Origin of the sequence: Streptomyces sp. NPDC058665 (genome assembly GCF_042714995.1) — a bacterium.
Classification (GTDB): Bacteria; Actinomycetota; Actinomycetes; order Streptomycetales; family Streptomycetaceae; genus Streptomyces.
In genome coordinates this window covers 1-12,846 of the sequence record NZ_JBHXRX010000010.1, presented here as the reverse complement: position 1 = coordinate 12,846, position 12,846 = coordinate 1, and the positions used below count along the sequence as shown (strand labels likewise).

Genomic DNA, 12,846 nt, shown 5'->3' with positions numbered 1-12,846 from the left:
TCGGAGGCATCCATGGCCCTCACGACCCGACGCAGAGCGGTGACCACCTTCGCCGCCGCGTTCGCCGGAGCAGTCGCCGTCCCCTCGTACGCGCAGGCGGCGGGGCACGGCAACGGCCCCCGGCCGCTGCGCCGCGCCCACGCGCACAACGACTATCTGCACGAACGCCCCCTCCACGACGCGCTGTCGCACGGCTTCACCAGCGTCGAGGCCGATGTCTTCCTGGTCGGCGGCGAACTGCTGGTCGCCCACGAGCCCGAGACGCTCGACCCCACACGCACGCTCCGCTCGCTCTACCTCGACCCGCTGCGCGACCGCGTCAGGGCCAACGGCGGCGCCGTGTACCGGGGTTACCGCAGGCCCGTGCAGCTGCTCATCGACATCAAGACGGACGGCGCCGCCGCCTATCTGGAGCTGCACAACCAACTGCGCCCCTACCGCTCCATGCTGAGCACCTTCTCGCACGGCGGGGTACGGCCCGGAGCCGTCACCCCGGTGATTTCCGGCGACCGCGCCGCCCGCGTCCCGATGGAGGCGCAGCGGACCCGTTACGCCTTCTACGACGGCCGGCTCGAAGACCTCGGCAGCACGGCGCGCGCCTCGTTCATCCCGCTCATCAGCAGCAACTGGACAACGAGCTTCACCTGGCTCGGAGTCGGCGCCTTCCCCGCCGCCGAACGGACCGAACTGCACCGCATCGTCCAGACCGCCCACCGCCGTGGCCAGCGGGTCCGGTTCTGGGCGACTCCCGAGGTCGCCGGGCCCGCCCGCGAAGCGGTCTGGACCGAGCTGCTCGACGCGGGCGTCGACCACATCAACACCGACGACCTCGCGGGCCTGGAAAGCTTCCTCGCCAAGAACGACCGGTAGGCCGGGCGGCCGTTCCCCGGCCGACCGGCAAGTCGACCGGTAGTCAACCCGTACGGCCTACACGCCAGTTGCTCGAACAGCCCCTCCGCTCCGCCAGACTGACGGCCGAATGCCGCAATTCCGGCGCGGCGGAGGAGGTTGGCGATGGCCATTTCGATCTCACTGGTGCTACTGCTGCTGGTGCTCACCGTTCTCTTCGTCCGCAACAGCGGACTCAAGCTGGGGCACGCGATCATCTGCGTACTGCTCGGCTTCTTCCTCGCGGGCACCAGCATGGCACCGACCATCCAGGACGGTATCGACTCCACAGCGAACGTGGTGAGCAGTCTCCAGCCGTAGTCCATGAATTGCCATCAGATATTTTATGGACCGGTATACCGCGGGGCATCAAGTGGTGCTATTTATATAGGAGTCCATGACCCCACTCATCGGAGAAACTTTCGTGCGCTCAAAAAGACCACTCATCGCCGCTGTTCTGGCAATGGTCGTAGCCGCGACGGTCGCCCCCACAGCGACCGCGGCACCGAAGGCGGACGGTAAGTACGTGGCCATCGGCGACTCCTACGCGGTCGCCCCCGGTACGCGTACCTACGACAATCCCGACGACCCGTGCCGGCGCGGTCCGCTGACCTACCCCCGGCTCTGGGCCGCCCAGCACCCCTCCGTCGGTTTCGTCGAGGCCTCGTGCTCCGGCGCGACCACGACCGACGTCGTCAGCACCCAGATACCGCAGCTGACCGCGGACACCACCCTGGTGACGGTGCAGGTCGGAGGCAACGACGTCGGTTTCGTCGATGTCCTGACGAACTGCATCCTCACCATCGACGACCAGGACTGCATCAACGGCGTCGAGCTCGCCAAGCAGGCCGCCACCGGTGCGCTGTCCCCCGCGCTCGCCCAGACCTACGGCGCGGTGCGGGCCGCCGCGCCGTCGGCCAAGGTCGTCGTCGTGGGTTACCCGCGGCTCTACAAGATCGGCGGTTCCTGCGGGATCTTCGGTCTGAGCGACGCGGAGCGTTCGGCCATGAATTCAGCGGCCGACGTGCTGAACGACATCATGGCGAGCCGCGCGGCGGAGGCCGGATTCACCTTCCTGGACCCCCGTCCCGCGTTCGACCCGCATGCCCTCTGCTCGGGTGGCACGGAATGGGTGACGAGCCTGGAATGGGACAAGATCAATGAGTCCTACCACCCGAATGTGGAAGGCCACAGGGACGGTTATCTGGCAGCCCTGAATTCCATTACGGGCTGACGGGCCGAATTCATCGAAAACTGAGATCGGGTGAGGGCATTCCGCGAACGAGCGGAATGCCCCCATCGCTTTTCACCGGTTCACCGGCACCGGCTCCCCGGCGGGTCCGCCGACACCGGCCGTGCCCTCTCCGCCGTCTCCGTCGCCTTCGTCGCCGACCAGCATCTGGGAGGCGGCCAGTTCGCGGTACAGCACGTCGCCCTCGACCAGTTCCCGGTGCGTCCCCGTGCCCCGTACCCGGCCGTGTTCCAGCACCACGATCTGATCCGCCTGCGTCACCGTGGAGAGCCGGTGCGCGATCAGCAGCACGGTGCAGCGCCGCGCCGCCTGCTCGACCGCCTCGCGCAGCGCCCGCTCGTTGTTCGCGTCGAGCTGCGCCGTCGCCTCGTCGAGCAGCAGCACCTCGGGACCACGCAGCAGAGCGCGCGCGATGGCCAGCCGCTGCCGCTCACCTCCCGACAGCGCGAGACCCCGTGTGCCGACCTCCGTACGGAGTCCGTCCGGCAGCCGCTCGATCAGCGAGTCGAGCCGCGTCAGCCGCAGGACCTCGGCGACCTCCTCGTCCGACACGTCCGACGCCGCGTACGTGAGGTTGTCCTCGATCGTGCCCGCCATGACGGGCGACTCCTGCTCGACATAGGCGATCCGGCGCCGCACCTCGGCGCGGGGCAGGGTGGAAATGTCCACGCCGCCGATCAGGACGCGGCCGGCCACCGGCTCGTAGAACCGCTGGAGCAGCGCGAACATCGTGGTCTTTCCCGCACCCGAGAGACCCACCAGGGCGCTCTGCGTGCCGCCGCGCACTGTGAAGGAGATCCCCCGCAGCGCGGGGGACCGGTCCGGGTAGGCGAAGTGCACGTCCCGGAACTCGACCGCCGGTGCGTCCGTCCCCTCCCAACGGCCCTTGCTCGCAAGCCCGTTGACCCCAGCGCCCGCGCCGTCGACGTCGTCCTCGATCGGCATCCGCCCGACCTGCTCGATACGCCCCACGGCGCCGAGCCCCTGCTGGAGCATTCCCAGCCCCGCGACGAGCGAGCCGATCGGGCTCGCCAGGTAGAACACGTACAGCAGGAAAGCGATCAGCGCCGACGCCTCAAGACCGCCCGAGGCGACCAGCGCGCCGCCCACCCCGAGCACCGCGAGGAACGCGGCCTGGATGGAGACGCCGGACAGCACCTTCACCATCGCCACGTACCGGGCGCCGACCAGCCCCGCGCGGTAGGCGCCGTCGACAGCCTGGTCCGCGAGGGCCGTCTCCCGGCCCTCGGCACCGTTGGCCTTCACCGTCCTGGCCGCGCCCAGCGCCCGGTCGAGGGCAGCGCCGACGGAGCCGATCGACTCCTGCGAGCGGGCGACCGCCTCACGGATCCGGGGCAGGATGAGCACCATCACCAGCGTGACGCCGAGCAGCACCGCCACGGTCACCCCGAGCAGTCCCAGATGCACCAGCCCCATCAGGACCATGGCCCCCAGGATGCTGAGCACCCCGTTGGCGACCATCACCAGGCCCTCGGTCGCGGCGTTCTGGACGAGGGTGCTGTCGGACGTGACGCGGGAGATGAGATCGCCCGGCGCCCTTCGGTCGAGTTCCGGCACCCGCAGCCGGATCAGCCGGAACACCAGATCCCGCCGGATCTGCCGCACCACCCGCTCCGAGGTGCGCTGCTGCCACCACGACTGGAGTCCGGTGAGCACAGCCCCCACGACGACGAGGGCGGCCAGGAGCAGTACGGGTCCCATGACGCCCGTGCCGGCACCGAGCCCGTCCAGCACATATTGCGCCACCAGCGGCTGTACGAGACCGGCCCCGCTCGCCGCCAGGAGCAGCAGCAGCGAGGCGAACAGGACGAGACGGTGCGGCCTGGCGTAACCGAGCAGGACGCGCAGCGGAGCCGTATCCGGCCGGTCGTCAGTCGCATGTGATGGAGCGGGTGGTGGTGCGGTGCGGGGGTTGGGGGGAGCGTCAGCCGAAGTCATGGGGGGTCCCGTGGTAGCGGTCGGGGAGAGGTCAGCGAAGCGGGGGTCGGCCGGACGCGGGGACGGGGGCATGCCGTGCCGCGATCCGTTCCAGATGGTCGGCGGCGGCGGACCGGCCACCGGCCGCGCGCAGCGACCGGCCGATGGACTCGGCGGCCGTGCGGTGGCCGCCCGTGTCGTCCAGCACGGTTTCGATCGCAGCGCCGAGCCGGGCGGCGTCCACGCGGCGGAACCGGACCCGCACACCGGCACCGGCGTCGACCACCTGTCCCGCGACGATGGGCTGATCGTCCCGGATCGGCGCGAGCACCAGCGGAAGGCCGTGCCACAGCGACTCGCACACCGTGTTGTGGCCGGCGTGGCAGACGACGGCGTCGGCCCGTGCCAGCAGGCCGAGTTGGGGCACATGCGGGCGCACGATCACCCCGGGCGGTACGGCTCCGAGGGTGCGGCCGGGATCGACCACGACCCCCTGCACCCGGTCCCCGAGCGCGTCGAGCGCGGTCACCGCCTCGGTGAGGAAACGGCCTCCGGTGTCCGCGTTGGCCGTGCCGAGCGAGACCAGGACCAACCGGCGTGCCGGGTCCAGGAGTTCCCACGGAAAGTCCGAACTCCCGGCGCGCGGTGCCACGGCGGGGCCGACCAGATGGACGTTCTCGCTCGGCAGCGCCTTGTCGCCGACCAACTCACGCCCTGTGAAGGCGATCACGCCGTGCCGCGAGAAACGCGGATCGCCGTGCCCGGAGGGATCACCGATCCGTGCCCGCAGACCGCCGAGCAGTTCGGCCAGCCAGGCACCCACCTTGGGCAACTCCGCCAGCGGGTCGACGAGTTCGGCCGACGTGCTCGCGGACGTGACATGCACGACCCCGCGCCGCTCGGCGACCAGCGCGCCCGCGACGGCGTGCTGGTCGGTGAACACGGCGTCGGGACGGAACGCGTCGATCGCCGCTTCGACACCCGGCGCCATCAGATCGGCGAGCGGGACGAAGAACTTCTCCCACAGGTGCTGGAAGGCGGCCGGCCCCGCCAGACCGGGCGGGCGGCTCAGCCCGTTGTCCGGCATGGCGCACTCGAACACCCGGGCCCCGGGCCCCGCGAGCGCGCGGATCTGGTCGCCGTAGCCGGCCCACGCCACCTCATGGCCCCGGCCGGTCAGTTCGCCGGCGACGGCGGCCGGCGGGTTGGTGTGCCCGACCAGAGGGGGGGCGACGAGGAGAAACCGGGTCACCGCACCGCCTCTGCCAGGGTGTGCTCCCACACCCAGCGAAGGATCAGGTCCTGCGTCTCCTCGGTGCGCTCGACCAGCACCGAATGGCCCTGGTCCGCGAGGACCACCGTGCGGCACGAGGCCAACGAGGCTTCCAGTCCCGGAACTTGGGCGCTCAGCCCCGACTCGTCGCCGAAGATCGCGAACAGCGGGCAGCCTTCGAGCGCGTCGAGGCTGTCGTCGATGACACGACCGGCCGGGATGTCATCGGCCAGAGTGGTCGCGGCCAGGATGCGGCTCGCACCCCGGGAGAGCCGGGCGGTGTGCGCGCCGTGGTTCGCCGAGATCCAGCCGATGACCTCCTCGCGGGCGAGCTGGTTCTTGGCGTCCGCCAGCCCGTCGGCCATGTGGCGGGTCCACTCGGCCACCGGAGGCTCGGACTCGATCATGGTGACGGTCGCGACCCGGTCGGGGTGCCAGGCGGCGAACGCGGTCGCGATCGTGCCCCCGAAGGAGTTGCCGACCACATGGACCCTGCGGGTCTCGCCGAGCGCGTCGAGCACACCCACGAGATCGCCGACGAACGATTCGAGCCGGTACCCCGTGGGCGGGCGGTCGCTGCGGCCGTGGCCCCGCAGGTCGTACATGATCACGTCGATGCCCGCCGCCGCGAACGCCGGGCCCAGGGTGAAGTAGTAGCTGGCCAGGCTGTCCGTGAGCAGACCGTGGACGAACACCACGACCGGCGGTTCGCCCCCGTCGGCGGGCGGGTTCGCCGCAGGCAGCCGCTGGACATGGGTCGTGATCTCCCCAGTGCGTATCTTCGCCATCGGATCAGACCTGCCCGGCGCGGTGCAGGGAGGCGGCGACATAGTCGACCAGCTCACCGACCGTGAGCGCGATGATCTCGTGGAGTTCGAGATCGGCGATGAACAGGGCGAGATTGACCTGGTCGCCGTAGTGCTCGCGCAGCGAACCGGCCAGCGTCACCAGATCGATGCTCTCCAGTTCCAGATCGTCGTGGAAGGTGGTCCCCCGGGTGATCTCGGCGTCGTCGAGACCGTCTTCCTCCAGCATGGTCCGCAGCATCGCGGTGATGTCCCGCTCCACGGCCGCCGCCACGGTCGCGTCGATTTCGGTGGTCATTCCGAATCTCCTGTCTGATCTTTCCGGTCGTCGTTCTCTGTCGTCGTCCAGGCGACGACGTACTGCCGCTCCGGCAGCCCCGGCGGAGCGGCCGTCTCTTCCAGGCGCACCTCGTAGCGCCGTTCCCCGGTCACCACACGGACGCGGTTCTCGTCGGCGGCCACCACGCGGTACTCGGCGGGGCGGCCACGCAGACCGGTGCCGCGCGCCTTCGCGACGGCTTCCTTGGCGGTCCAGAAACGGGTGAACCACAGCGCGCCGCTGCCCGGCGACCGCGCCACCAGCGCGTCGAGCAGGGCGAGTTCGGCTCTGTCGCACGAGGTCTCGACCGTGGCGCGCGGCCGGTCGGTGACCTCCTCGATGTCGATACCGCAGCCGCCGCGTGCCGCGACCGCCACCCCCGTCTCACGGCGGTGCGCGATCGAGACCGTCAGCTCGCCGAGCGCGCGTCCGTGCACGCCCTCGACGAGCGGGCGCCCCGACTCGTCGTTGCGTACGGCGATCTCGGCCGGGTAGATCTCGCCCGCGCCCTCCTGCCACAGCAGCCGGCGCACCGCGTCCTTGGCCGCGATACGTCCAAGGAGCCACTGGCGCCTGCGCACCGGAGGCAGCTCGTCGTAACGGGCCCGTTCGGCGCCGCCGAGCATGTTGCGCATGATCAGCTCACGCGTCGCCAGGTCGGGCCAGCGCTCGTGGACGATCGACCAGCCGCCCGGCCGCGCCGTGGACAGCGTGTTCTCGCCCGGGAAGCGGTCCACCGCGCGGATGTTGGGGTCGGTGTCGAAACGCCGGTCCTGCCAGCCGGTGAACTCCGCCCAGACAAGGCCGTTGGGACCGATCAGCTGCATGTCGGCGGTGAGCGTGAGGTCGGTGACCTCGGTGACACGGATCAGACAGGTCAGGCGCTCGCCCGGCCGTGGATGCGGACCATGGAAGCGGATGCCCTCCATACGCACCGGGAACACGGTGGTCCGTTCGGTGAGCGTCGCCATGATCCAGTAGCCGAGCAGCTGGCCGACGTTGTCCAGCAGCGCGCCGGGCGCCTCAGGGGTGGTCAGGACCCCGCGTACCCACCGGTCGCCGATGGCCGTCAGCTCGCTGACGCCCTGGAAACGCGGGCCGTGGAACATCCAGCGCTCGTCGTAGAGCTGCTCGGCACGCAGCCCGGGGACCCGTTCGGCGGCGGTGTCGACGGGCCACGGCGCGGGCGGTTCGGGGTGGGCGGGCGCGAGTTCGACCAGCGCGCGCGAGTAGCCGGTGAGGCTTACCTCGACCCGGTCCGGTGCCAACTGCCGTACCTCCACCGGCACATCGACGGCCGGCAGCGCCTCGATCCACTTCAGCAGGCGTACGTCGTGGACCGCGACCGCCCGCGCGCCGGGTACGACGCGTTCGGCGATCTCCATGAGATGGCCGATGACGGTGGTGGCCGGGACGATCGGCCAGCGGTCGGCATCGTCGGGCCAGCCGGGGCGCTGCCGGAAGAAGCAGTGGTCGAGGAGGTAGGGCATTTCGGCGACGTCCACGCGCAGCGCGGCGGGAACGGCCGGGACGGAGGGGACGGGCTGGGGCTCCGGTGGTGGCGCGAGAACGGGCGGGGTGGCTGTGGCCGTGGCCGTGGTCGCCGGAGCCGTCGACCGGTGCGCGGCCCGAGCCGAGATCAGTTCGTCCGCGACGACCGCCGTGTCGTTGATCAGCGCCGACAACTCGGCGGCGACCGGGAACCCGGCACCGCTCCGGCCGAGGGCCGCCAGCCGGTCGAGCGCGTTGCCGTCCCCGACGGGCCGCCCGGCCGGGGGATGGCCGATGCTGTCGGCGAGGAGCTTCCTGGCCTGCTCCGGCAGGGACACCAGCGCCCCGCCGAGATCGAGCCGTACGCCGCGCCGCGCGCCGCGCGTGCCCGTCGCGGCAGCCGCGGCAGCCGCGACCGGCGCGGACCCGAGCAGCGGACCGGCGTCCGGCGCCGCGCCCTCCACCCACAGCGCGGTCACGACCCGGCGCAGCTGCGCCAGACTGTCCCGTGCCGAGGAGTGCGCCGACACGACCAGCCGGTCCTTGCCCGCCAGGGTGTCGTCGATCAGCGAACCGAGCTGACCGGCGCCGAGCTGGATGAAGGCACGGTGTCCCGCGTTGTGCATCGTGGTGATCAACTGCCGGAACCGCACCGGTTCGAGCAGATGCCGGACGAACAACTCCCGTACCGCCGAAGGATCGTGGGGATAGCGGGCGGCGGTCGTCGCCGACCAGACCGGAGTTGACTGCGGGTGCAGCGTGTAGGTCTCGGCGGCACGTCTGATCGGATCGAGATACGGGGCGAGCATCGGCGTGTGGAATCCCGACCGGAACGGCAGCACCTGCCCGATCACGCCCCGCGTCCGGAAACGGTGGACGAGTTCGCCGACGGCCTCCTCCGGGCCGCAGATCATGGACTGGTTCGGCGCGTTGTCGTGCGACAGCACGACGTCGTCCCGGCCCGCCAGTTCATCGAGCACCCGGTCGGCGGGCATCCCGAGCACGGCGAACGCCGCGCCGGGCACGCGCAGCGCGTCAGGGTCGAAGCCCGCGAGGAACGTGTCGACCTCGTCGGCGGCGTGAATCCCGCCGCAGGCCATGGCCGTCCACTCGCCGACGCTGTGCCCGGCGACCGCGTCCGGCACAACGGACAGCCTGCGCAGCGCCGTGTCGAGCAGCCGCCCGAGCTGGAAGACCGCCGCGCCGTGCCGTCCCACGTCACCGACCCTGGCGTCGTGCCCCGGCGACCACGTCAGCCCGAACCGCTCGGCCAGCGAGTCCACTTGGGCCTCGAACTCCGCTTCGAGTCCGGGGAAGACGAACGCGGTCGTGCCACCGCCCGGCCCGAGCAGCGGACGCGGGCTGAACCACACGTCGCTGCGCCCACGCCAGGCGGCGCCCTTCGTGACCGCCTTCCGGGCCAGCTTCAGCCGGCGCGCCGTCGGGTCGACGATGCCCAGCCGTACGGGGCCGGCGGCGGGCGCGCGCTCGTCGAGACCGGCGGCCAGCACCGTCGAGTCGTCGGCGTCCAACAGCGCGGCGAGCGTCGCCCGGTCGGGTGCCGCGAGCCGCAGCACCCGCTCCGGTTCGGTGACGGTGACGGTGACGGTCCTCGTTCTTGTCCCCATCCCCGCCGCCGTGGCCGTCGCCCGAGCCGTACGCCCTCCGGAAACCGCCCCCGACACCGCCTGTTCCAGCACGACATGGGCGTTGATGCCACCGAAACCGAAGGCGTTGACCCCCGCCCGTCTCGGTGCGCCGGTCGCGGGGCTCTCCCACGGCGCGGACCGCGCGAGCGGGGCGAATCGCGTCGCCTCCAGCGCCGGATGCGGATCCTCGCAGTGCAGCGTCGGCGGCAGCACACCGTGATGGATCGCGAGCGCCGCCTTGATCAGCCCCGCGATACCGGCCGCCGGCATCGTGTGACCGATCATCGACTTCACCGACCCGATCGCCGCACGGGACCCAATGGCGGGACCGAACACCTCGGCGAGCGTGGTCAGTTCGGCGCGGTCACCGGCGGGGGTCGCCGTACCGTGCGCCTCCAGCAGCCCGATCGCGTCGGCCGCGCGCGGGTCGAGCCCCGCCGCGTCCCACGCCTGCCGTACGGCGCGGACCTGCCCACCCGGATCGGGGTTGAACAGACTGGCCGACCGGCCGTCGCTCGCCACACCGGTGCCGGAGACCACCGCGTACACCCGGTCACCGTCGCGCTCCGCGTCGGCCAGCCGCTTCAGCACCACGATGCCGGTGCCCTCGCCGATGAGCACACCGTCCGCGCCTTGGTGCAGCGGACGGATCCGCTCACTCGGCGACAGCGCGCCGAGCTGGCTGAACACGCTCCACAGCGTGATGTCGTGGCAGTGATGCACCCCGCCCGCGAGCATCACATCGCAGCGGCCACCGGCCAGTTCGCGTACGGCGTGGTCGACAGCCACCAGCGACGAGGCGCAGGCGGCGTCCACCGTGTACGCGGGACCGCGCAGGTCCAGCCGGTTGGCGACCCTGGACGCGGCCAGGTTCGGCACCAGTCCGATCGCCGACTCCGGCTGTTCGGGGCCGAGTTGACCGGCGAACGCCGAGCGGACCTCCTCCAGCCGGTCGGCACCGAGCTCCGGCGCCAGCTCGCGCAGAGTGCGCACCAACTGGTTGGCCGTACGCACCCGTTGATCCAGCCTCACCAGCCCCGGCGTCAGATAGCCGCCCCTGCCGAGCACGATCCCCACCCGCTGCCGGTCGACCGGCAGCACCGGCTCACCACCGGCATCGGTGATCGACCGGTGCGCCACGTCCAGCGCGATCAGCTGGTCCGGCTCCGTCCCCGCGACCGAGGCCGGCATGATGCCGAACCGCGTCATGTCGAACTCGGCCGCCGGGTCCACGAATCCGCCGCGCCGGCAGTACACCCGGTCGCTGCGCGGGGGCCCGCCGGGCGCGTAGAACTCCTCGTCCCAGCGGCCCGCGGGCACCTCGGTGATCGAGTCGACGCCGTTGACGATGTTGTGCCAGTAGCTCTCCAGCGTGTTGGCGCCCGGGAAGTACACGGCCATGCCGACGACGGCGACCGGTGTGCGGGAGTCCACGGAAGTCACCAGCCCGACGCGGTGTAGACGGCCGCGTGAACCTGGGGCGCGCCCCAGGCGAGTTCACGCAGCAGGCTCAGCGGCCCCTCATCGGGGTCGATGAGCTTGATCCCCCGTGCGGCGTACGAGCGCATCAGCGCCGGGGTGACCATGCCGCCGTTGGTCTCGGCGGCGGCCCACGGACCCCAGTGCACGGTCAGACCGCGTCGCTCGCCGGTCGACCAGCGGCGGCCCAGCTCCTCCAGCGCGTCGTTGGCCGCCGCGTAGTCGCACTGGCCGCGGTTGCCGAGCGCGGCGGCGATGCTGCCGAACAGCACGGCGAACTTCGGGCCGCGGGGCAGTACGTCCACAGCGTCGAGCACGGCACGGGCGCCGTCGACCTTGGTGGAGAACACCCGGCCGAAGGACTCCGCCGACTTCTCGGCCAGCAGCTTGTCCTCGATGACCCCGGCCGCGTAGACGACACCGTCGAGCCTGCCGTGCTCGGCGTAGATGTCCTTCACGGTGGCCCGTACGACCTCCGTGTCCAGGACGTCCACGCAGTGGTAGCGCACCTCGCTCCCCAGCGCCCGCAGCGCGTCGACCGTGGCCCGCACCTCGCGCTCGGCGAGCACCGCCGAGACCAGTCGCTCCACCTCGCCGGGGGAGGTCAGACCGGTGGCCAGGAACGCTGCCCGCAGCCCTTCGCGGTCACCGGCTCCCGCGGTGGCCGGGTCCTCCGTCGGAGCGGGTACCGGTGTCCTGCCCATGAGTTCGATACGGCACCGGCTCGCCGACGCGATCGTGCGGGCGAAGCGCGCGGTGATTCCGCGCGCGCCGCCGACCAGCAGCACGACCGACTCACGGTCGAGTCCCGCGGCCTCGGCCTCCGCCTGTCCCTCACCGGCGGGTCCGGCCCCGGTGGCGGCGAGCGCGCCGAGATCGGTGGGGGTCAGCCGCAGCGCGCGCCGCTTACCGCCGTCGTTCAGGACGACCGATTCCCGTTCGGTGGAGGCCAGTTCGGTGGCGAGGGCGTCCGCCACCGCGTCGGTGGCCGCGTCGGCCGCCACCTCGACGAGGGTCGCCTTCAGGTCCGGGTACTCGCGGGCGACACTGCGGAAGAAGCCGCGCAGTCCGCTCGCCGCTCCCTCGGTCCTGCGCTCGACTGCGACGACCGCGCCCGGCGCGCCCGCGAGGGCAGCCTGGAAGAGCGGCAGGGCGTCGGGGAGCGGCGGCAGGTCCGCGTCGAGCGTGTCGAGGAGAACGACGGCGTCGGCGGTGGCCGTCGGCAGCTCACCGGCCGGTATGAGCGTGGGCGAGGCGCCCGCCGCGCGCAGTCGCTCGGCCAGGACCGGTGCCAAATCGCCGCCACCGATGAGCAGTACGGCGGCTCCGGCGGGGATCGTGCCGGTCACATCGGGGAGCGGCTGCTCGGTGAACTCCAGCCGCTGCGGCGCCAGGATCTCCGCCTCGGCCGTGGTCTCGGCCGCATCCGCCTGCGGCGCGGCGTCCTCGCCGGCCGGCGCCTCAGGGGTGCCGGTGAGCCGTTCGACGAGCAGCCCGGTGATCCCGGCCGCGGTACGCGCCGTGCTGAGACCGTCCAGCTCGCCGCTCGCGTCGAGGGGCAGGCCGAGGCGTACGGCGAGTTCACCGGCGATCTCGGCGCGCTTGATCGAGTCGACGCTCAGGTCGGCCTCCAGATCGAGCTCGGGCTCGATCATCTCGACCGGGTAGCCGGTGCGGTCCGCCACGACGGTCAGGACGGCGGCGAGCACCGACTCCGGGTCTGTCGCGGAGACCGGGCCTGTCAGGGAGGC

The 12,846-nt window shown here is 71.8% G+C and carries 9 protein-coding genes; 3 read left to right on the top strand and 6 right to left on the bottom strand.

Features of this window, described 5'->3' with window-relative positions:
• Positions 1 to 12 precede the first annotated feature (12 nt).
• The 3 genes from ACFWV8_RS08550 (at position 13) to ACFWV8_RS08540 (ending at position 2,122) form a co-directional block, all read left to right on the top strand.
• Positions 13 to 870 carry a phosphatidylinositol-specific phospholipase C/glycerophosphodiester phosphodiesterase family protein gene (locus ACFWV8_RS08550; protein WP_384198990.1) on the top strand — a complete coding sequence of 286 codons (858 nt, stop codon included), beginning with the start codon at positions 13 to 15 and terminating at the stop codon, positions 868 to 870.
• A gap of 144 nt (positions 871 to 1,014) precedes the next feature.
• Positions 1,015 to 1,209, top strand: a complete 195-nt coding sequence (locus ACFWV8_RS08545) for a hypothetical protein (RefSeq protein ID WP_329377723.1) — start codon at positions 1,015 to 1,017, stop codon at positions 1,207 to 1,209.
• A gap of 76 nt (positions 1,210 to 1,285) precedes the next feature.
• On the top strand, positions 1,286 to 2,122 hold the full coding sequence (locus ACFWV8_RS08540; RefSeq protein ID WP_384198989.1) for an SGNH/GDSL hydrolase family protein: 837 nt from the start codon (positions 1,286 to 1,288) through the stop codon (positions 2,120 to 2,122).
• Between the two features lie 72 nt (positions 2,123 to 2,194).
• Here the strand turns inward: ACFWV8_RS08540 and ACFWV8_RS08535 are convergent, their stop codons facing one another.
• From ACFWV8_RS08535 to ACFWV8_RS08510, 6 genes are all read right to left on the bottom strand, one after another.
• Entirely contained in the window at positions 2,195 to 4,099 is a 1,905-nt protein-coding gene (locus ACFWV8_RS08535) for an ABC transporter ATP-binding protein (protein ID WP_384198988.1), read from the bottom strand.
• 31 nt (positions 4,100 to 4,130) lie between these two features.
• Positions 4,131 to 5,330, bottom strand: coding sequence for a glycosyltransferase (locus tag ACFWV8_RS08530; RefSeq protein WP_384198987.1), 1,200 nt, complete (start codon positions 5,328 to 5,330; stop codon positions 4,131 to 4,133).
• Complete coding sequence (locus tag ACFWV8_RS08525) at positions 5,327 to 6,139, bottom strand: alpha/beta fold hydrolase (RefSeq protein ID WP_384198986.1); 813 nt, start codon at positions 6,137 to 6,139, stop codon at positions 5,327 to 5,329. Before ACFWV8_RS08525 ends, ACFWV8_RS08530 begins: the two co-directional genes overlap by 4 nt.
• 4 nt (positions 6,140 to 6,143) lie before the next feature.
• Positions 6,144 to 6,455: a phosphopantetheine-binding protein gene (locus ACFWV8_RS08520; RefSeq protein ID WP_329377713.1), complete on the bottom strand. Its 312-nt coding sequence runs from the start codon at positions 6,453 to 6,455 to the stop codon at positions 6,144 to 6,146.
• A complete protein-coding gene (locus ACFWV8_RS08515; RefSeq protein WP_384198985.1) occupies positions 6,452 to 11,059 on the bottom strand; it encodes a beta-ketoacyl synthase N-terminal-like domain-containing protein in 4,608 nt (1,535 codons plus the stop codon). The genes ACFWV8_RS08520 and ACFWV8_RS08515 overlap by 4 nt, the downstream gene beginning before the upstream one ends.
• On the bottom strand, positions 11,056 to 12,846 hold a 1,791-nt coding region (locus tag ACFWV8_RS08510), incomplete at its 5' end, for an SDR family NAD(P)-dependent oxidoreductase (protein WP_384198984.1). The genes ACFWV8_RS08510 and ACFWV8_RS08515, both read right to left, overlap by 4 nt.

What these genes read in the sequence shown, in the direction of transcription:
- ACFWV8_RS08535 (WP_384198988.1), bottom strand. Translation starts at nt 4,099, where the DNA reads ATGACTTCGGCTGACGCTCCCCCCAACCCCCGCACCGCACCACCACCC.
- ACFWV8_RS08545 (WP_329377723.1), top strand. Translation starts at nt 1,015, where the DNA reads ATGGCCATTTCGATCTCACTGGTGCTACTGCTGCTGGTGCTCACCGTT.
- ACFWV8_RS08550 (WP_384198990.1), top strand. Translation starts at nt 13, where the DNA reads ATGGCCCTCACGACCCGACGCAGAGCGGTGACCACCTTCGCCGCCGCG.
- ACFWV8_RS08525 (WP_384198986.1), bottom strand. Translation starts at nt 6,139, where the DNA reads ATGGCGAAGATACGCACTGGGGAGATCACGACCCATGTCCAGCGGCTG.
- ACFWV8_RS08540 (WP_384198989.1), top strand. Translation starts at nt 1,286, where the DNA reads ATGACCCCACTCATCGGAGAAACTTTCGTGCGCTCAAAAAGACCACTC.
- ACFWV8_RS08520 (WP_329377713.1), bottom strand. Translation starts at nt 6,455, where the DNA reads ATGACCACCGAAATCGACGCGACCGTGGCGGCGGCCGTGGAGCGGGAC.